The organism is Janthinobacterium sp. C22 (assembly GCF_057919405.1).
In genome coordinates, this window is sequence record NZ_CP193659.1 from 1481565 (window position 1) to 1501751 (window position 20187).

The 20187-nt window shown below is 63.4% G+C and carries 18 protein-coding genes and 2 pseudogenes; 18 read left to right on the top strand and 2 right to left on the bottom strand.

The features are described from left to right. Window positions 1-217: 217 nt before the first annotated feature. Window positions 218-1341, bottom strand: a pseudogene (locus ACRHIG_RS06830) (M14 family metallopeptidase). Between the two features lie 141 nt (window positions 1342-1482). Between ACRHIG_RS06830 and ACRHIG_RS06835 the strand changes: the two are divergent. Beyond that, a complete protein-coding gene (locus tag ACRHIG_RS06835) occupies window positions 1483-1737 on the top strand; it encodes a hypothetical protein (protein WP_077408596.1) in 255 nt (84 codons plus the stop codon). Between the two features lie 235 nt (window positions 1738-1972). Here ACRHIG_RS06835 and paaX read toward each other — a convergent pair whose 3' ends face one another. Beyond that, window positions 1973-2902: a phenylacetic acid degradation operon negative regulatory protein PaaX gene (paaX, locus tag ACRHIG_RS06840; RefSeq protein ID WP_070224237.1), complete on the bottom strand. Its 930-nt coding sequence runs from the start codon at window positions 2900-2902 to the stop codon at window positions 1973-1975. A gap of 266 nt (window positions 2903-3168) precedes the next feature. Here paaX and paaA point away from each other — a divergent pair, with 266 nt between their 5' ends. From paaA to paaZ, 17 genes and pseudogenes are all read left to right on the top strand, one after another. After that, on the top strand, window positions 3169-4158 hold the full coding sequence (gene paaA, locus ACRHIG_RS06845) for a 1,2-phenylacetyl-CoA epoxidase subunit PaaA (protein WP_219132666.1): 990 nt from the start codon (window positions 3169-3171) through the stop codon (window positions 4156-4158). Window positions 4159-4186: 28 nt separating this feature from the next. Then, window positions 4187-4471: a 1,2-phenylacetyl-CoA epoxidase subunit PaaB gene (gene paaB / locus ACRHIG_RS06850; RefSeq protein WP_034746356.1), complete on the top strand. Its 285-nt coding sequence runs from the start codon at window positions 4187-4189 to the stop codon at window positions 4469-4471. 14 nt (window positions 4472-4485) lie between these two features. Beyond that, window positions 4486-5238: a 1,2-phenylacetyl-CoA epoxidase subunit PaaC gene (gene paaC, locus ACRHIG_RS06855; protein WP_475416602.1), complete on the top strand. Its 753-nt coding sequence runs from the start codon at window positions 4486-4488 to the stop codon at window positions 5236-5238. Then, the gene (paaD, locus tag ACRHIG_RS06860) at window positions 5238-5765 is read left to right on the top strand and encodes a 1,2-phenylacetyl-CoA epoxidase subunit PaaD (protein WP_489629736.1); all 528 of its coding nucleotides are present in this window, start codon (window positions 5238-5240) and stop codon (window positions 5763-5765) included. The genes paaC and paaD overlap by 1 nt, the downstream gene beginning before the upstream one ends. Window positions 5766-5805: 40 nt before the next feature. Further along, complete coding sequence (gene paaE / locus ACRHIG_RS06865; RefSeq protein ID WP_489629737.1) at window positions 5806-6885, top strand: 1,2-phenylacetyl-CoA epoxidase subunit PaaE; 1080 nt, start codon at window positions 5806-5808, stop codon at window positions 6883-6885. Between the two features lie 128 nt (window positions 6886-7013). Continuing rightward, window positions 7014-7805 (top strand): 2-(1,2-epoxy-1,2-dihydrophenyl)acetyl-CoA isomerase PaaG, encoded by a 792-nt coding sequence (gene paaG, locus ACRHIG_RS06870; RefSeq protein ID WP_475416555.1) that lies wholly within the window; start codon window positions 7014-7016, stop codon window positions 7803-7805. Window position 7806: 1 nt separating this feature from the next. Next, window positions 7807-9372: a 3-hydroxyacyl-CoA dehydrogenase PaaH gene (paaH, locus tag ACRHIG_RS06875; protein ID WP_489629738.1), complete on the top strand. Its 1566-nt coding sequence runs from the start codon at window positions 7807-7809 to the stop codon at window positions 9370-9372. Next, the gene (gene paaI / locus ACRHIG_RS06880; RefSeq protein WP_489629739.1) at window positions 9365-9811 is read left to right on the top strand and encodes a hydroxyphenylacetyl-CoA thioesterase PaaI; all 447 of its coding nucleotides are present in this window, start codon (window positions 9365-9367) and stop codon (window positions 9809-9811) included. The genes paaH and paaI overlap by 8 nt, the downstream gene beginning before the upstream one ends. Before the next feature lie 68 nt (window positions 9812-9879). Next, window positions 9880-11208: a phenylacetate--CoA ligase PaaK gene (paaK, locus tag ACRHIG_RS06885; protein ID WP_475416601.1), complete on the top strand. Its 1329-nt coding sequence runs from the start codon at window positions 9880-9882 to the stop codon at window positions 11206-11208. Between the two features lie 22 nt (window positions 11209-11230). Next, window positions 11231-12435: pseudogene (pcaF, locus tag ACRHIG_RS06890) on the top strand (3-oxoadipyl-CoA thiolase). An 84-nt stretch (window positions 12436-12519) separates the two neighbouring features. After that, a complete protein-coding gene (locus tag ACRHIG_RS06895) occupies window positions 12520-13671 on the top strand; it encodes an ABC transporter substrate-binding protein (protein WP_475416551.1) in 1152 nt (383 codons plus the stop codon). A gap of 85 nt (window positions 13672-13756) precedes the next feature. Continuing rightward, on the top strand, window positions 13757-14635 hold the full coding sequence (locus ACRHIG_RS06900) for a branched-chain amino acid ABC transporter permease (RefSeq protein ID WP_034780386.1): 879 nt from the start codon (window positions 13757-13759) through the stop codon (window positions 14633-14635). After that, window positions 14632-15615 (top strand): branched-chain amino acid ABC transporter permease, encoded by a 984-nt coding sequence (locus tag ACRHIG_RS06905; RefSeq protein ID WP_489629740.1) that lies wholly within the window; start codon window positions 14632-14634, stop codon window positions 15613-15615. Before ACRHIG_RS06900 ends, ACRHIG_RS06905 begins: the two co-directional genes overlap by 4 nt. A gap of 1 nt (window position 15616) precedes the next feature. Continuing rightward, window positions 15617-16372: an ABC transporter ATP-binding protein gene (locus tag ACRHIG_RS06910; protein ID WP_070224251.1), complete on the top strand. Its 756-nt coding sequence runs from the start codon at window positions 15617-15619 to the stop codon at window positions 16370-16372. Further along, a complete protein-coding gene (locus ACRHIG_RS06915; RefSeq protein ID WP_070291038.1) occupies window positions 16372-17103 on the top strand; it encodes an ABC transporter ATP-binding protein in 732 nt (243 codons plus the stop codon). Before ACRHIG_RS06910 ends, ACRHIG_RS06915 begins: the two co-directional genes overlap by 1 nt. A gap of 91 nt (window positions 17104-17194) precedes the next feature. Continuing rightward, the gene (gene paaY, locus ACRHIG_RS06920; RefSeq protein ID WP_475416549.1) at window positions 17195-17809 is read left to right on the top strand and encodes a phenylacetic acid degradation protein PaaY; all 615 of its coding nucleotides are present in this window, start codon (window positions 17195-17197) and stop codon (window positions 17807-17809) included. A 96-nt stretch (window positions 17810-17905) separates the two neighbouring features. Then, window positions 17906-19957 (top strand): phenylacetic acid degradation bifunctional protein PaaZ, encoded by a 2052-nt coding sequence (paaZ, locus tag ACRHIG_RS06925; RefSeq protein ID WP_489629741.1) that lies wholly within the window; start codon window positions 17906-17908, stop codon window positions 19955-19957. The last annotated feature ends 230 nt before the right edge of the window (window positions 19958-20187 follow it).

Genomic DNA, 20187 nt, shown 5'->3' on the forward strand with positions numbered 1-20187 from the left:
GGTGGCCGGGAAGTCATGGCGACCCGCCCGGCGAGATATTCTTGCGGGGCAGCGCAGCGTGGCGTGGCCCGATTCTGTTGCTTAGTGTAGGACGATAATTTCTGGTAGGCAAGATGTTAGGAAAAAATCTGCTCGGCCAGCAACGCTTGTCGTGCGGTCAAAAAAATGCCCCGGCGAGCGGGGCATGGGATCAAGCGGGCCGCTTCGGCCCAGGCGCTCAGGCGCGCAAGGTGGACAGGATAGGCTGCAGCACGGCCGCGCCCAGGGCAGCGCTGCGGGCGCCGCTCCAGCCCGTTTGCGGGTCGGGATCGTTGGCGTTGTCCTTGAACGGCAGTTCCAGGGTCAGCGACAGGCAGCCGAAGGCGTGCGTGATGTGGGGCGAACCCATGGTCAGCACTTCCGGCGTGAACGGACCGTCTTCGTAGCCGTGCTCATCCTGGAAGTCGGGGCTGGCCACCTTGAAGTCGGCGATGAAGCGGTCTTGTTCCGCCTTCTGGGCTGGCGTAAAGTTTTCCAGCGCATCGCTGCCGGCCACGAAGACGTAGGGCAAGCCTTCGTCGCCATGCACGTCGAGGAACAGGTCGCAACCGATTTCATGCATTTTCTGTTTCACCAGGAACACTTCCGGGCTGCGCTCCATGGTTGGCGTCATCCACTCGCGGTTCAGGTTGGCGCCGGCCGCATTGGTGCGCAGGTTGCCATGCACGGAACCGTCCGGGTTCATGTTCGGCACCACGTAGAAGACGGCGTCCTGCAGGCACTGGCGGGCAAACGGATTGGCCTGGTCCAGCAAGGCTTCGAGCATGCCTTCGACAAACCATTCGGCCATCGTCTCGCCCGGATGCTGGCGCGCGATGACCCAGACTTTTTCTCGGCATCGGCGTCGCCGACGACCAGCAGATTCATGTCGCGGCCTTCCACCGTGCTGCCCAGGTCGATCAGGCGCACCAGCGGCGACGCTTGCGCGCTGTCGATCAGGGCCAGGTGGCGGTCCCATGGGTACGGCTCGAAGTAGGCGTAGTACACGCTTTCTTCCTCGGGCGTGTGTGCGATGGTCATCACCGTGCCGTCAAAGCTGGTGGGTACGCGGAACCAGGTTTCGCGGTCGTAGCTGGCCACGGCCTGGTAATCTTTCCAGCCGTCCGGGTAGGCCGACTTGCCTGCGTTCATGAAGCGGATCGTGCACGCCTCGCCTTGCGCGCCTTGCAGGCGGAAGTAAAACCACTGCGTGATGTCGGCGTGGGAATCCTTGCGGATGTTCAGCTCGATGGAGTGGGCATCGTCGGCGCGCAGCACCTCGATCGCGCCGGCGTCGAATTGCTGGCTGATTTTAATGGTCATGAGTGTTCCTGATAAAAACGTATGGGTTTTGCATCGTGTGCAATGGCGCGATGATACCTGTTTTGCGGTGGCCTTTGTGCTGGCGCAAACGATGACGGACATGCTTTGCTAACGTGGAAGCTCCGATATGGGGAGATCATCATGGACGACAACGGTAAACACATACGCGAACTGGAAAAGAAAATCAGCGCCCTCAGCGACGCGCTGGCGCACCTGGGCAAGGGTACGACCTTGCAGGAATTGCTGCGCATCATACGTTTCCCTGGCTACACGACGCCGGCCGAATTCACCTTCAATGTGGCCATCCTCGACACCATGCTGGTGCAGGCCAATGCGCTGGAAAAGCTGGGGCAGGATTTGCTGGCGGGGGCCAAGCAGGTGGTGGCAAAACAGTGAGCAGGCGGTGACTTACAACACCTAACAAAACCGTAGCGAGCGGAAGGGAGTTGTGGTTGAGAAGCGCAACTGTACGAAGATACAGTGAGCATCGCAGGCCGCAAATACCGACGCGCAGTAGGTTTTGATAGGTGTTCTTATTCCTGAACACCTGAAAAATGGCCAGGGCAAGGCGCAGGGCCGCAGGCAGTACGAACGTACGCCCAGGCCCTGCAACGCCGCCATGGACGTTTTATCAGGTGTTCAGTCCGCCGAAGCGTTCGTAAAACCACGGCTCCACGTCCGGCGCGTGCTCATCCTCGCGACGCAGGGTGGCCAGGATGTGTTCCTCTGCAGGAGCGTACGTGATGCGGTACAGGTCGCGCGCCAGCGCATAGGCTTGCGTGCCGGGCCACGGTTCGGGCAGCAGTTCGACGGGCAGTTGCGGATCGTGCAACTGCACGCGGCGGTAGGCGTGCGTCAGCAGCGAGCGGATGACGAAGGCCTGCTCGGCATCGAACACGGGTTCTTCCTGCAGCAGGGTCAGCAGCGGCTGGAAGCTGGCGATGAATTTTTCGTAGCCGGCCATCACTTCCGACAAGTCCCAGCAGTCGCCCACCATGTCGCGCAGGGGGCGCGTACTGACACCGGGCAACTCTGTTGTGTGGCAGACATACAGCTTGCCCTGCACCTCGTTGCGCACGAGAATATCTTCCAGCGCCTCCGCATTGCTGGCCGGGTGGCCAAAGATGCCGGGCGAGATCAAGCCATAGCCCGCCCACAATAATTCCTTGCGCAGCGCGCCCCGTTCGGCGGCGCCGATGCTGCCGGCCGGACCGATCACCAGGGTCCAGCTGCCATCCCAGTGCACGACCAGCGGCGCATAGATGCGGCGGTAGGCGCGTTCGAAGCGGGCCAGCGCCTCCGGGCGTATCGCATAGGCGCTGCGGCGGCCGTCGCGCTGCGAGCTGAGCCAGCCTTCCTGCGCCAGGCGGAACACGCTGGTGCGCAATAGCCGGTCATTGACGCCGAATGGCGCCAGCAGTTCGATCAGGCTGCCCAGCCAGATGGCGCCGCCGCGCGGCACGATGGCGTCGCCGAAGATGGTCATCACCAGAGACTTCGAGCGCGGTGGGTCGCTTTCCAGGAAATCGGCTATCCATGCCGTGCAGCGGGTGTTCTTCATGTGGTTCCGGTCTGGCCGTGTTGCGGTCGGTTCAATAAAAGCAGCAGTTTACTTGGCTGCGCGGGTAGCGCGGCAATAATTTGCCGGAAGCGCGGGTAGCGCCCCATGGTGTTTTCTCATAAGCAATATCATACGCACAAAAAAGCGGCACAAGATACGTTTTTTAAAATGATTCATATCAAGTGTATGCAAATCGTTTTTTGTATCGTATTATCTGTTTATCGCACCGCGTTGCTGCGCAAAATCAAAGACATGGGAGACACATCATGTACGCACAAATGGTTGAAACCGGCCTCAAGAACGTCCGCTCCATCGACGACATGGGCCAGGAAGAGCGCGCTTTCCAGGCGCGCATCGACGAAGGCATCAAGATCGAGGCCAAGGACTGGATGCCGGACGCCTACCGCAAGACCCTGATCCGCCAGATTTCGCAGCACGCCCACTCGGAAATCGTCGGCCAATTGCCCGAAGGTAACTGGGTTACGCGCGCGCCGACCCTGAAACGCAAATCGATCCTGCTGGCGAAGATCCAGGACGAAGCGGGCCACGGTCTGTACCTGTACAGCGCCGCGGAAACCCTGGGCGTCTCGCGCGACGATTTGCTGGCCGCCTTGCACTCGGGCAAAGCCAAATATTCCAGCATCTTTAACTATCCCACCCTGTCGTGGGCCGACATGGGCGCCATCGGCTGGCTGGTCGACGGCTCCGCCATCATCAACCAGATTCCCCTGTGCCGCTGCTCCTACGGTCCGTATGCGCGCGCCATGATCCGCGTCTGCAAGGAAGAATCGTTCCATGCGCGCCAGGGCTACGACATCATGATGTCGCTGTGCAAGGGCACGCCCGAACAGAAAGCCATGGCCCAAGATGCCTTGAACCGCTGGTGGTGGCCATCGTTGATGATGTTCGGCCCGTCCGACGCCGCCTCCGTCAACAGCGCCCAGTCGGCGCAATGGCGCATCAAGCTGTTCTCGAACGATGAATTGCGCCAGCGCATGGTCGACCAGACCGTGCCGCAAATCGAATACCTGGGTTTGACCGTGCCCGATCCCGACCTGAAGTTCAACGCGGAGACGGGCCATTATGAATTCGGCGAGATCGACTGGTCCGAGTTCAACAATGTCTTGAAGGGCAATGGCCCGTGCAACCGCGAGCGTTTGCAAACGCGCGTGAAAGCGTATGAAGACGGCGCATGGTTCCGCGATGCCTTGCTCGCGTATGCAGACAAGCAAGCCGCCAACAAAGCGGCAGCGTAATTACATAAGACAGATAGGGGATAGCAACATGAGCAAAGAATGGCCTTTGTGGGAAGTTTTCATCCGCAGCCAGCACGGCCTGGCGCACAAGCATGTGGGCAGCCTGCACGCTTCCGACGCCACCATGGCGGTCAACCATGCGCGCGACGTCTACACGCGCCGCAATGAAGGCGTGAGCATCTGGGTGGTGCGCGCGGCCGATATCGTCGCCAGCAGCCCCGGCGACAAGGGCGCCCTGTTCGAACCGTCGAACAGCAAGGTGTACCGCCATCCCACCTTCTTCCCGATGCCGGAAGAAGTCAAGAACCTGTGATGGGAGCGCCTGCAATGGATGACAAGGTCAATTACCTCCTGCGCCTGGGCGACAATGCCCTGATCCTCAGCCAGCAGCTGTCGCAGCTGTGCGGCAAGGGCCCGGCGCTGGAAGAAGACATGGCGCTGACCAACGTGTCGTTGGACTTGCTGGGCCAGACGCGTTTGTGGTTCAGCTATGCGGCCGAACTGGAAAACGCGGGCCGCGACGAGGACGATATCGCCTTCCTGCGCGACGCCCACGATTTCAAGAACTGCCTGCTGGTCGAACAGCCGAACGGCAATTACGCCGACACCATGATGCGCCAGTTCTTCTTCGACAGCTGGCATTACTTCCAGTTGCTGGAACTGACGAAATCGACGGACGCGCGCATCGTCGAGGTGGCGCAGAAGTCGATCAAGGAAGTGACGTATCACCTGCGCCGCAGCGGCGACCTGATCGTGCGCCTCGGCGACGGCACGGCGGACAGCCATGCAAAAACGCAGGTGGCCGCCGACAAGCTGTGGATGTACACGGGCGAGATGTTCAAGTACGACGCCGTCGACCAGGCCATGGTCGCCGCCGGCATCGCGCCGCCATCGGACGTGCTGCGCCGGGCGTTCCTCGAGCACGTGGCCGAGATCTTCGCCGAAGCGACGCTTGTCATGCCGGCACCCGACGCGTGGATGCAAAAGGGCGGCAAGCAGGGCACGCACACGGAGCACCTGGGTTTTATCCTGGCCGAGATGCAGTTCCTGCAGCGCGCCTATCCCGGGGCGGAGTGGTAATGCACGCCGCCGGCGCATCACTGGACGCGGCCCAGGTCTGGGCCTGGCTGGGTGACGTGCCGGACCCGGAAATCCCCGTCATCTCGGTGGTGGACCTGGGCATCGTGCGCGCCGTCGAAGTCACGGATGGCGATGCGTGCATCGTGACGATCACGCCCACATATTCGGGCTGCCCGGCGATGCAGGTGATCGCCGACGCCGTCACCGATGCCTTGCGCAGCCATGGCGTGGCCAGGGTGACCCTGGTGAACCAGCTGGCGCCTGCGTGGACCACGGACTGGATGAGCGAGGCGGGCAAGGCCAAGCTGAAAGGCTATGGCATCGCGCCGCCGCAGCAGCAGGTGATCGACATCAGTGGTTTGAAAGGTGGCGTCAAGCGCCAGGCTGGCCCCAAGCTGGAGGTGATCTGCCCGAACTGCGGTTCCACGCATACGCAGCTGACCAGCCAGTTCGGCTCCACGCCGTGCAAGGCCCTGTACAAATGCCTGGCTTGCCGCGAACCGTTTGACTACTTCAAGTGCCACTAAAAAAATCAGGTACACGTTCCGAAGAAACTGGAGATGAAGCATGAGTAAATTTTATCCGCTGTGCGTAGCGAACGTGCGCAACGAAACGCGCGACACCATCGCCGTCACGTTCGATGTGCCCGCCGAGCTGCAGCAGCAGTTCCGCTTCCAGCAGGGCCAGCACCTGACCCTGCGTGCCAACATCAATGCGGAAGACGTGCGCCGCTCGTATTCCATCTGTTCGGCGGTGCAGGACGGCACGCTGCGCGTGGCCATCAAGCGCACGCCAGGCGGCGCCTTTTCCACCTGGGCGAACGACACCCTGAAAGCCGGCGCCACCATCGACGTGATGCCGCCCATGGGCCACTTCAACGTGCCGCTCGACTGCGTCAACCGCAAGCACTACCTGGCGTTTGCGGCCGGCAGCGGCATCACGCCCATCCTTTCCATCATCAAGACGACCCTGCTGACGGAACCATTGAGCCGCTTCACCCTGTTCTACGGCAACCGCGCCTCGTCCTCCGTCATCTTCAAGGAAGAATTGACGGACTTGAAGGATGTGTACCTGGAGCGTTTGAACCTCGTCTACGTGATGAGCCGCGAGCAGCAGGACATCGAACTGTTCAATGGCCGCATCACGCAGGAAAAATGCGAGCAGTTCCTGCAGCACTGGATCAAGGTCGAAGACTACGACAACGCGTTTATTTGCGGCCCGGAAGACATGATGCTCGGCGTGTCCGCTGCCCTGCAGGCGGCCGGCATGCCCAAGCAGAACATCAAGATCGAGCTGTTCGCCGCCAGCATCCCGAAAAACGCCCACAAGCCGCGCGCCCAGCTGGCCGCGGATACGGTGCAGGAAACGGAAGTGACCGTCGTCATGGATGGCAACCACACCACCTTCACGATGGACAAGGACAAGGAATCCATCCTCGACGCGGGCCTGCGCCATGGGCTGGACATGCGCTACTCGTGCAAGGGCGGCGTATGCTCGACCTGCCGCTGCAAGATCCTCGACGGCAAGGTCGAGATGGACGTCAACTACGCGCTGGAAGACTACGAAGTGGCGCGCGGCTTCGTCCTCAGCTGCCAGAGTTTTCCATTGACCGACAAGGTGGTGGTCGATTTCGACCAAGCTGAATAGTCGCAAACCCCAAACAACATCTGGGGTCGGACCTTAAGGGTAATTCGGCCCAGTGGGGCGAATGACGATTCCGCAGGAACCGACCTTACTTGTCCCCGGGTTAAAAATAAACGTATACGAGACACGCCATGACCTACCAAAACATCCTCTTCACCATCGAGCAGGGCATCGCCACGCTCACCCTGAACCGTCCCGACAAGCTCAATAGCTTTACCCAGGCCATGCACGAGGAAGTGCGTGACGCGATTGCGCAAGTGAACGCCGACAGCACCGTGCGCGTCTTCGTGCTGACGGGCGCGGGGCGCGGCTTTTGCGCCGGCCAGGATCTGTCCGACCGCGCCGTGGAGCCGGGCTCGAAGGGCGTGGACCTGGGCGAATCGGTGGAAAAGAACTATGCGCCGCTGGTGCTGGCCTTGAAAGCCTTGCCGATGCCCGTGATCTGCGCCGTCAACGGCGTGGCCGCCGGCGCGGGCGCCAACCTGGCGCTGGCCTGCGACATCGTCATCGCCGGCAAGTCGGCCAGTTTCGTCGAAGTGTTCTGCAAGCTGGGCCTGATCCCGGACACGGGCGGCACCTTCTTCCTGCCACGGCTGATCGGTTCGGCGCGCGCCATGGGCCTGGCCATGCTCGGCGAAAAACTGACGGCGGAAAAGGCCGAGGACTGGGGTTTGATCTGGAAATGCGTGGATGACGCCGAACTGGCGCAGGAAACGCGCAAGCTGGCCGTGCACTTTTCCACGGCGCCGACCAAGGGCCTGGCGTATACCAAGCAGGCGCTGGCTCTCAGTGGCGCCAATACCCTGCCGCAGCAGCTGGCGCTGGAAGCGCGCATGATGAGCGATCTCGGTAACAGCGACGATTACCGCGAAGGCGTCGCCGCCTTCATGGAAAAGCGCGCACCGCAATTCAAGGGACACTGATATGGCAGCTTTGGACAACAACAGTATCGTCGCCGTTATCGGCAGCGGCGCCATGGGCGCCGGCATCGCGCAGGTGGCCGCTGCCGCCGGCTACCGCGTCAAGCTGTACGACACGCGCGCGGAAGCGGTGAGCAAGGCGCTGGCCGACATCGGCAAGATGTATGCGAAGCTGGCCGAGAAGGGCCGCATGAGCGTTGACGAAGCGGCCGCCGCCACGGCGCGCCTGCAGGCGGCCGGCAGCCTGGCTGATGTGAGCGATGCTGTCCTGGTGGTGGAAGCCATCGTGGAAAACCTCGACGTCAAGCGCGGCCTGTTCGCCGAACTCGAAGCGTTAGTCAGCGACGACTGCATCCTGGCGACGAATACCTCGTCGATCTCCGTCACGGCCATTGCCGCCAAGCTGCGCCGGCCGGAACGCCTGGTCGGCATGCACTTCTTTAATCCCGTGCCCCTGATGGCGCTGGTCGAAGTGATCAGTGGCCTGGCCACCAGCGAGCAGGTCGCCGCCACCGTCTACGACACCTCGATTGCCTGGGGCAAGAAGCCCGTGCATGCTAAATCGACACCGGGCTTCATCGTCAACCGCGTCGCCCGTCCGTTCTATGCGGAAGGCTGGCGCCTGTTGAACGAGCAGGCGGGCGACCCCGCCACCATCGATGCCGTGCTGCGTGAAGCGGGCGGCTTCCGCATGGGCCCATTCGAATTGATGGACCTGATCGGCCATGACGTGAATTTCTCCGTCACCCAGTCCGTGTTCGGCGCCTACTTCAACGACCCGCGCTTCACGCCGTCCGTGCTGCAGCAGGAGATGGTCAACGCCGGTTTCCTGGGCCGCAAATCGGGCCGCGGCTTCTACCTTTATGGCGAAGGCGCCAGCGCCCCTGTCGCGCAGGCGGAAGGCGCGCAAGCGACCCCGGAATTCGTCGCCCTGTCGGCCGCCATCGGCGGCGATGGCCGTGGCCACAGCGGCATCATCCGCAGCCTGGTGCAGCGGCTGGAGCAGGCGGGCGTCACCGTCAGCCGCCGCGTGACGCAGGAAGGCCAGGTGCATGACGAAGCGCCCGCCCTGCATTGCCATGGCGCCGCGATCTATCTGACCGATGGGCGCAGCGCCACCCAGCGCGCGCACGACAACCAGCATCCGGACACGGTGCTGTTCGACCTGGCGCTCGATTACGCCAGTGCAAAGCGCATCGCCGTGGCCCGTGCCGACCAGTGCAGCGACGACGCCTACGCGGCCGTCGTCGGCCTGTTCCAGGCGGCCGGTTTCATCGTCACGCGTCTGGACGACGTGCCTGGCCTGGCCGTCATGCGCACCGTCGCCATGCTGGCCAACGAAGCGGCCGACGCCGTCAACCAGGGCGTGTGCACGGCGGACGCCGTCGATATCGCCATGCAGAAGGGCGTCAATTACCCGCGCGGACCGCTGGCCTGGGCCGATGCGGTGGGCGTTCAACAGATCGTGACCGTGCTGCACCACCTGGCGCAAGGCTATGGCGAGGACCGCTACCGGGTCTCGCCGCTGCTGCGCCGCAAACTCGCCAATGGAGTACCGTTTCATGCATAAGGAAGACCAATTTCACGCTGCCCAGGCCTTGGCTGAAGCGGCCGCCGCCTCCATGCTGTCGCGCGATAACGCCACCGCCGCCATGGGCATCGCCCTGGCCGACGTGGGTCCCGGCCATGCGCGCATGACGATGACGGTGCGCGCCGACATGCTCAACGGCCACCAGACCTGCCATGGCGGCTTTATCTTCGCCCTGGCCGACAGCGCCTTCGCCTTTGCCTGCAACAGCTACAACATGAACACCGTGGGCGCCGGCTGCACTATCGATTACCTGGCGCCGGGCCGCGAGGGCGACGTGCTGACGGCGCACGCCGTCGAGCAGGCGCTGGCCGGCAAGAGCGGCGTCTACGACGTCAAGGTCAGCAACCAGGAAGGCCGCGCCATCGCGCTCTTCCGCGGCAAGTCGATCCGCGTGGCGGGCGAAGTCATTAGTGATTGAAGGTACAAGAGCAGGCTTGAACTGCCGTTGCAGCATTTCATAGTAAAAGAACCGATTAGGAGACAATGATGGTCCAACGAATTCCCGCCCCGAATGACCTCGAGCCGATCGAGCGCGCCAGCAAGGATGAACTGCAGGCGCTGCAGCTCGAACGCATGAAATGGACGCTCAAGCACGCGTATGACAACGTGCCCCATTACCGCGCCGCTTTTGACGCAGCGGGCGTGCATCCGGACGACCTGAAGTCCCTGGCCGACCTGGCCAAATTCCCGTTCACCGACAAAAAAGTCTTGCGCGATAATTACCCGTTCGGCCTGTTCGCCGTGCCGCGCGAGCAGGTGGTGCGCATCCACGCATCGAGCGGCACCACGGGCAAGGCCACGGTGGTCGGCTACACGCAGAACGACATCGATACCTGGGCCAACGTGGTGGCGCGCTCGATCCGTGCCGGCGGCGGACGCGCGGGCGACATGGTGCATATCTCCTACGGCTACGGCCTGTTCACGGGCGGCCTGGGCGCGCACTACGGCGCCGAGCGCCTGGGCTGCACGGTCATCCCCATGTCCGGCGGCCAGACGGAAAAGCAGGTGCAGCTGATCCAGGATTTCAAGCCGTCCATCATCATGGTCACGCCGTCGTACATGCTCAACATCATCGAGGAATTCACGCGCCAGGGCCTGGACCCGGCCGAATCGTCGCTGAAGGTGGGCATCTTCGGCGCCGAGCCGTGGACGGACGCCATGCGTTCGGAAATCGAGGCGCGCGCGGGTATCGACGCCGTCGACATCTACGGTCTGTCCGAAGTGATGGGCCCTGGCGTGGCGTCCGAATGCATCGAGAGCAAGGACGGCCCCGTTATCTGGGAAGACCATTTTTATCCGGAGATCATCGATCCGGAAACGGGCGAAGTGCTGCCGGACGGCGAAGAGGGCGAGCTGGTCTTTACCTCCTTGTCGAAAGAGGCGCTGCCCATCATCCGCTACCGCACGCGCGACCTGACCCGCTTGCTGCCGCCGACCTCGCGGGCGATGCGCCGCATCGGCAAGATCACGGGCCGCTCGGACGACATGCTGATCATCCGCGGCGTGAACGTCTTCCCCACGCAGATCGAAGAATTGATTTTGAAAATGCCGAAGCTGGCGCCGCAATACCAGCTGGTGGTCACGCGCGACGGCCACCTCGACAAGCTCGAAGTCATCGCCGAGCTGCGCATCGACCTGACGGCCACCATCTCGGCCAGCGAAACGGACGCCCTGGCGCGCGAGCTGGAACACCGCATCAAGACGCACGTGGGCGTGAGCACGCGCGTGCGCCTGGTGGCCGCCGCCGGCATCGAACGCACGCTGACGGGCAAGGCCCGCCGCGTGGTCGACCAGCGCCCGAAGATTTTCTCCTGATAGCCCGAACAAGGAAACAAACATGAACGAAGCCTTTATCTGTGACGCCGTGCGCACCCCTTTGGCCGTTATGGCGGCGCGCTGTCCAGCGTGCGCGCCGACGACCTGGGCGCGCTGCCGATCGCCGCGCTGATCGCCCGCAACCCGTCCGTCGACTGGTCCGCCATCGACGACGTGTTCTATGGCTGCGCCAACCAGGCGGGCGAAGACAACCGCAACGTGGGCCGCATGGCCGCGCTGCTGGCCGGCTTGCCGGCGGCAGTCCCGGCCAATACCATCAACCGCCTGTGCGGCTCCAGCCTGGACGCCGTCGGCATGGCTGCCCGCTCGATCAAGGCGGGCGAGGCGGAACTGATCATCGCCGGCGGCGTGGAAAGCATGACGCGCGCACCGTTCGTGATGGGCAAGGCCGACAGCGCCTTTTCGCGCGCGGCGAAAATCGAGGATACGACCCTGGGCTGGCGCTTCGTCAACGGCAAGATGAAGGCGCAGTACGGCATCGACACCATGCCGGAAACGGCGGAAAACGTGGCCGTGGAATTTGGCGTCAGCCGCGCCGACCAGGACGCGCTGGCCTTGCGCAGCCAGCAGCGCTGGGCCGCCGCCAACGCGGCCGGCGTGTTCGAGCGCGAAATCGTGCCCGTCGCCGTGCCGCAAAAGAAGGGCGAGCCGAAGATGGTGACGATGGATGAGCATCCGCGTCCGGACACCTCGCTGGAAATGCTGGCGAAACTGAAAGGCGTGGTGAAAGCGGACGGCACGGTCACGGCCGGCAATGCCTCGGGCTTGAACGATGGCGCCTGCGCGATTTTGCTGGCGTCCGCCGCCGCCGTGGATAAATACAAGCTGACGCCGCGCGCAAAAGTGCTGGGCATGGCCACGGCCGGCCTGGCGCCGCGCATCATGGGCTTTGGCCCCTCGCCGGCGTCGCGCAAGGTGCTGGCGCAGACGGGATTGAGCATCGAACAGATGGATGTCATCGAACTCAATGAAGCGTTTGCGGCGCAGGCGCTGGCCGTCACGCGCGACCTGGGCCTGGCCGACGATGCGGCCCACGTGAACCCGAATGGCGGGGCGATTGCCATCGGCCATCCGCTGGGGGCATCGGGCGCGCGCCTGGTGATGGCCGCGCTGAACCAGCTGGAACGCACGGGCGGGCGCTATGCGCTGTGCACCATGTGCATCGGCGTGGGGCAGGGTATTGCCGTGGTGATTGAACGCGTATAAAAAAGTAGAAAAACAAAAAAGGCGCAGGCTTGCAAAAAAGCGCCAATATTAATTGACCGTAGTGCCAACCTGGTGGAGACCACAATGATTGCCAATATCTTCAAGAAAACCCTGATCGCCGGCGTGCTGGCCATGACTGCCGCGGGTGCGTACGCGGCCGACAACATCAAGATCGGTTCCGTGCTGTCCGTTACGGGACCGGCCGCCTTCCTGGGCGATCCTGAACTGAAAACCCTGCAGCTGTATATCGAGAAAATCAATGCGGCAGGCGGCGTGCTGGGACGCAAGCTGGAACTGGTGCACTACGACGATGGCAGCGACGCGGCCAAGGCCAACGGTTTTACCAAGCGCCTGATCGAGTCGGACAAGGTCGACGTGCTGATCGGCGGCACCACCACCGGCGCGACGATGGCGATGGCGCCGCTGGTGGAGCGCGCCGGCATGCCGTTCATTTCGCTGGCGGGCGCCGTGGTGATCATCGATCCGGTCAAGAAGTGGGTCTTCAAGACGCCGCATACGGACCGCATGGCGGCCGAGAAGGTGTTCGAGGACATGAAGAAGCGCGGCATCAGCAAGGTGGGCCTGCTGTCGGAAACGAGCGGCTTCGGCGCCTCGGGCCGCAAGGAATCGCAGATCGTCGCCTCGAAATACGGCATCACGCTGGTGGCCGACGAAACCTACGGCCCGAAAGATACGGACATCACGGCGCAGCTCACGCGCATCAAGAACACGGCCGGGGTGCAAGCCGTATTCGTCTTTGGCCTGGGCCAGGGCCCGGCCGTGGTGACCAAGAACTACGGCCAGCTGGGCATGGCCGCGCTGCCGTTGTACCAGTCGCATGGCGTGGCGTCGGACGAATACCTGAAGCTGTCGGGCAAGGCTGCCGAAGGCGTGCGTCTGCCAACGCCGGCCCTCCTGATCGGCGCCATGCTGCCCGACAGCGACGCGCAGAAGGCCATCGTCGTCGGCTACGACAAGACGTATAAAGAGCGCTACAAGATCGATCCATCGACCTTTGGCGGCTATGCGCTCGATGCCCTGAACCTGTCGGTGGACGCCATCAAGCGCGCCGGCGGCACGGACCGCGAAAAAGTGCGCACGGCGCTGGAACAGACGAAGGGTTTTGTCGGCACCACCGGCGTGTTCAACATGTCGGCCAAGGACCACATGGGCCTGGACCTGTCGGCTTTCCGCATGGTGCAAGTGAAGAACGGCGAATGGCAATTGTCGAAGTAATGTTCGAAATAAAGTAAGCCAGAAGTACCTGCGCGTGGCCGCCCTCGAAGGCGGCCCGCGCACAGCCGAACATAATGGAGACACCATGGAAGTCGCTCAATTTCTACAATTTCTGTATTCCGGGATGACGGTCGGTTCCGCCTACGCGCTGGCGGCGCTGGGCTTTACCATCATCTACAACACCAGCGGCGTGATCAATTTCGCCCAGGGCGAATTCATCATGCTGGGCGGGATGCTGGCCGCCGTGATGTCGGCCGCCGGCGTGCCGCTGCCGCTGGCCATCATCCTGGCCGTCATCGCCACCGGCATCGTTGGCCTGCTGATGGAAAAAACCGTGATCGAGCCGGCGCAGAACGCGCAGGTCATCACCCTCTTGATCATCACCATCGGCGCCTCGCTGGTGCTGCGCGGCCTCGTGCAAATCTGGCTGGGCAAGGATACGCACTCGCTGCCGGCCTTTTCCGGCGACGCGCCGATCGAATTTCTGGGCGCCAGCCTGCTGCCGCAAAGCCTGTGGGTGCTGGGCGTGACCGTCGTCATCGTGCTGGTGCTGGGCTGGTTCTTCGGCCGCACGCTGATGGGCAAGGCCATGCTGGCTACCTCGCACAACAAGCTGGCCGCGCAACTGGTGGGCATCAACACGCGCAAGGTGCTGCTGTTCTCGTTCGGCCTGTCAGCCCTGCTGGGCGCGGCGGGCGGCATCCTCGTCGCACCGATCACGTATACCTCGTATGACGCGGGCATCATGCTGGGCCTGAAAGGCTTTGTCGCCGCCGTATTGGGTGGCCTGGGCGGCGGCGCGGGCGCGATTGCCGGCGGCCTGATCCTCGGCATCGCCGAAGCCATGACGGCCGGCTATATCTCGTCGGCCTACAAGGACGCGGTGCCGTTCGTGCTGATCTTATTGATCCTGTTCTTCCTGCCGCAAGGCTTGTTTGGCGCTAAAAATTCGGAGCGTGTATGAAGAATTTCCTCACCCGCTCGCGCCATGGCGGCCTGCTCTTGCTGGCGCTGGTGCTGGCCATCCTGCCGCTGTTCCTCAGCAATGCGTTCTACTATGACGTGGCGATCCGCATCGCGCTGAACGCCATCGTCGTCATCGGCCTGAACCTCTTGATGGGCTATACGGGCCAGATCAGTCTCGGCCACGCGGGTTTCTACGGCCTGGGCGCGTATGCCTCGGCCGTGCTGACCACGCACTACGGCTGGCCGCCGCTGGCCGCCTTGGCCGCCGGCGCCGTCGCCACGGGTCTGCTGGCGCTGCTGCTGGCGCGTCCCGTGTTGAAACTCAAGGGCCATACCCTGGCCATGGCGACCCTGGGACTGGGCATCATCATTTCCATCGTCATCAACAACGAGACGCAATGGACGGGCGGCCCGGACGGCATCGGCGTGTCCGCCTTCACCTTGGGCGGCCTGGAAATCGCCGGTGAAAAATCGTGGTACCTGGTGTGCGCCGTGCTGCTGTTGCTGGTGACGTGGCTGGCCCTGAACCTGATCGATTCGCCCGTCGGCCGCGCGCTGCAGGCCATCCACGGTTCGGAAGTGGCGGCCCGCGTGGTCGGCGTCGATACGACACGCTTCAAGGTGCGCGTGTTCGTGCTGTCGGCGGTGATTGCCAGCATCGCGGGCAGCATCAGCGCCCATTACATCGGTTTCATCACGCCCAACCTGGCCGGTTTCTTCCACTCGATCGAGCTGGTGACGATGGTGGTGGTGGGCGGCATGGCCTCGATCTTCGGTTCCATCATCGGCGCGGCGCTGCTGACGATCCTGCCGCAATTGCTGTCCAGTTTTGAAGGCTGGGAAACGGTGGTGTTCGGCGTGATCCTGATGGCCACCATGATCTTCATGCCCAAGGGCCTGGTGCCCAGCCTGGCCAGCCGTTCGCGCAAGCGTTCTGCTACGCCGAAAGCACCGCCTCAATCTGCACGGGAGGTGTGAGATGCTGACGATTAACAACCTGAGCAAGAGTTTCGGCGGCGTGCACGCGGTGCAGGACGTAAGCTTTACGGTCAAGGAGGGCAATATCCACTCCGTGATCGGGCCGAACGGCGCCGGCAAGACGACCCTGTTCAACCTGATCACCGGTGTCTACACGCCGACCAAGGGCGAGATCCTGCTCAATGGCGAGAACGTGGCCGCCATGTCGCCCGATGCATTGGCGCGGCGCGGCATGAGCCGCACCTTCCAGAACCTGCAGGTGTGCATGAACATGACGGCCATCGACAATGTGATGGTGGGCGCGCACCTGCGCCTGAACCAGAACCTGTTCGCTTCCATGCTGCGTTTGCCGTCCGTGCGCCGCGCCGATGCGGCCTGCCGCGACGAGGCGGCGGGCCTGATGGAATTCGTCGGCGTGGGCCGGCATATCGGTGACGAGGCGGGGCAGATGTCGTATGGCGCCTTGAAGCGCCTGGAAATCGCCCGCGCGCTGGCGGCCAAGCCGAAGGTGCTGCTGCTCGATGAACCGGCGGCGGGCCTGAACCACACGGAGACGGGCGAGATCGAAGCCCTGATCCGCAAGGTGGCGCAATCGGGCGTGACGGTGGTGCTGGTCGAGCATGACATGAAACTGGTGATGAATTTGTCGGACCATATCCTGGTGCTCGACTATGGCAAGAAGCTGGCCGAAGGGACCGCCGCCGAAGTGCGCGCCAATCCCGACGTGGTGGCGGCATACCTGGGAGTGGCGGCATGATGAAGATGGAAAAACCTCAGACACCGCTGGTGCTCGATATCGCCGGCCTGACCAGCCATTACGGCCGCATCCAGGCCCTGCACGGCATCGACCTGCAGGTGCGCCAGGGCCAGCTGGTGGCGCTGGTGGGCGCGAACGGCGCCGGCAAGACGACCCTGTTGCGGGCGATTTCCGGCGTGCAGCCGATCAGCGCCGGCAGCATCGCCTTCGCCGGCCAGGACGTCAGCCGCATGAGCGCCGACAAGCGTGTGCGCGCCGGCATTTGCCAGGTGCCGGAAGGGCGGCAAGTGTTCGGCCCCATGACGGTGGAAGACAATCTGCGTCTGGGCGCCTTCACACGCCCCGCACAGGACGTGGCGGGCGACATGGAGCGCATGTACGGCCTGTTCCCGATCCTGAAGGAAAAGCGCCTGCTGCTGGCCGGCACGCTCTCCGGCGGACAGCAGCAGATGCTGGCCATGGCGCGCGCGCTGATGGGCCGCCCGCAACTGCTGCTGCTCGATGAACCGAGCATGGGCCTGGCGCCGCTCCTGATCGCGGAAATCTTCCGTATCGTGGCCGAGCTGCGCGACCAGGGCATCACCATCTTCCTCGTCGAGCAGAACGCGCACGCCGCCCTGTCGATCGCCGACGTGGGCTATGTGATCGAGACGGGCGCGATTACCCTGTCCGGTCCCGGGCCTGAATTACTGCACAACGAGCAGGTACAAAGCGCGTACCTGGGTATGTGAAGACGTAGGTCGGATTAGCGGGGGCGCCGAGCCGCTTGCGCGTAATCCGACATCAGCCGCTACGGCTGGCAATAATGTTTTGGAGAGCAACATGGTCAAAGTCTACGAAATCAACGGCGTTACCCCCGTCGTCCACCCCAGCGCCTATGTGCACCCGTCGGCCGTGCTGATCGGCGACGTGATCGTCGGCCCGCGCTGCTATATCGGCCCGCTGGCCTCGATCCGCGGCGACTTCGGCCGATTGATCCTGGAAGAGGGGGCGAACCTGCAGGACACCTGCGTCATGCACGGTTTTCCCGGTTGCGACACGGTGGTCGAAGTCGACGGCCATGTCGGCCATGGCGCCGTGCTGCATGGCTGCCGCATCGGCCGCAACGCGCTCGTCGGCATGAATGCCGTGGTGATGGACAACGCCGTCATCGGCGAGGAATCCATCGTTGCCGCCATGAGTTTCGTCAAGGCGGGCATGCTCGTCGCGCCGCGCAGCATGGTGGTGGGCACGCCCGCCAGGGTGACCCGCGCGCTGACCGACGATGAAATCCAATGGAAAAGCTCGGGCACGGGCCAGTACCACGAACTGGCCGTGCGCTCGATGCAGACGATGCGCGAGGTGGAAGCCCTGACGCAAGTCGAGGCGAACCGCCAGCGCCTCAATTTCGAATCGGCCTTGCCGCTGCACTTGCACAAGAACGCTGCTGCGCAATAAACAGTATGGGCGTAGGTCGGATCAGCGGGGCAGCGTCCCGCGTCATCCGACACCACCACCAACGTCACCAACACCCTCGTTTTACGGAGAAACCACATGGCTCACATATCCACCCTGCAAAGCCTGATCGCCGGCCGCTGGCTGGGCGACAGCGCCGCCGTGCCCCTGCACAGCGCCTTGAACAACCGCGTCATCTATCATACGCATGCGGAAAAAATCGATTTCGACGAAGCCGTCACGTATGCGCGCAGGACGGGCGTGCCGGGCCTGATGGCGCTGGACTTCCAGCAGCGCGCCGCGCGCCTGAAGGCGCTGGCCCTGTACCTCGTCGAGCGCAAGGAAGAACTGTATGCGATCTCGCACCTGTCGGGCGCCACGCGCGCCGACAGCTGGGTCGACATCGAAGGCGGCACGGGCACCCTGTTCGCCTACGCCAGCATGGGCAGCCACGAGCTGCCGTCGTCGAACGTGCTGCACGAAGGCCCTGCCATCGCGCTCGGTAAAAAAGGCGGCTTCGCCGGCACGCACATCCTGGTGCCGCGCGGCGGCCTGGCCGTGCACATCAACGCCTTCAACTTCCCCATCTGGGGTCTGCTGGAAAAATTTGCGCCAAGCTTCCTGGCGGCCATGCCCTGCATCGCCAAGCCGGCCACGGCGACGAGCTATCTGACGCAGGCCGTCGTGCGCATGATGCATGAATCGGGTCTGCTGCCGGCCGGCAGCCTGCAACTGGTGATCGGCTCCACGGGCGACTTGCTGGACCGCCTGAATGGCCAGGATTTCGTCACGTTTACAGGGTCGGCCGCCACGGCCGCCAAGCTGCGCACGAATTCCAACCTGATCGCCCAGTCCGTGCCCTTCAACGGCGAAGCCGATTCGCTCAATTGCGCCATCCTGGCGCCGGACGTCACGCCCGACGACGTGGAGTTCGACCTGTTCGTCAAGGAGGTCGTGCGCGAAATGACGGGCAAGTCGGGCCAGAAGTGCACGGCGATCCGCCGCATCATCGTGCCCGAGCACCTGATGGACGCCGTCGGCACGCGCCTGCGCGAGCGCCTGGCCAAGGTGGTGGTGGGCGACCCGTCCATCGAAGGCGTGCGCATGGGCGCGCTGGCGTCGAAAGAGCAGCAGAACGACGTGGCTGAACGTGTCGCCACCCTGTCGCAGGGTAACGAGGTGGTATTCGGCGCGGCCGACGGTTTTAATCCGCTCGGTGATGGCGCGCAGGACGGCAGCTTCTTCTCGCCGACCTTGCTGATGTGCCGCGACGCCTTCGGCAACGACGCTGTGCATGACGTGGAAGCGTTTGGCCCCGTCAGCACCATGATGGGCTACAAGGACATCGACGAAGCGCTGGCCCTGGCCGCGCGCGGCAAGGGCAGCCTGGTGAGCACCCTGGTGACGCGCGATCCGAAGATCGCCGCGCGCGTGGTGCCGCAAGTGGCGGCCACGCATGGCCGCGTGCACGTGCTCGAGCGCGTGGCCTCCGTCGATTCGACTGGCCACGGCTCGCCCTTGCCGCAACTGAAGCACGGCGGCCCTGGCCGCGCGGGCGGCGGCGAGGAACTGGGCGGCGTGCGCGCCGTGCGCCATTACCTGCAACGCGCGGCCGTGCAAGGCTCGCCGACCATGCTGGCGGCGATCACCGGCGAATACGTGCGCGGCGCGGACGTCAATGAAAGCCCGATCCACCCGTTCCGCAAGCATTTCGAGGACTTGAAGACGGGCGACTCGCTGCTGACGCATCGCCGCACGGTCAGCGAAGCGGATATCGTCGCCTTCGGCGGCATCTCGGGCGACTTCTTCTACATGCACTTCGATGAAATCGCCGCGAAGGAATCGCAGTTCGGCAAGCGCATCGCCCACGGCTACTTCGTGCTGTCGGCCGCCGCCGGCCTGTTCGTCTCGCCCGGCATCGGTCCCGTGCTGGCCAACTACGGCCTGGACAACCTGCGCTTCGTCGCTCCCGTCGCCATCGGCGACACCATCCGCGCGCGCCTGACGTGCAAGCGCAAGGTCGACCGTAACCGCAAGGACGTCTTTGGCGTGGGCCAGGGCGTGGTCGCATGGGACGTGCAGGTGACCAACCAGAACGAGGAACTGGTGGCCAGCTACGACATCCTGACCCTGGTCTCCAAGCGCGAGTAAGTCCGAGAGTAAGCGTCTCCGGCAGGACTGGTGTGAATGGCGCCGCCCGCGATCTTCGCGCGGGTGGCGCTTTTTTTATGCGGGTTCTTTTCGTCTTGAATTATCCATAAGTGTATGAAAAATATAGGCTAAGTGTGGTTTTGCACGGCGTGCTATTTAGATAAACCCCTCTAGAACGCGTGCTTTTTTCATGAAAATGGGCGAATTGGCTCATTGCCTCAAGAAAACTT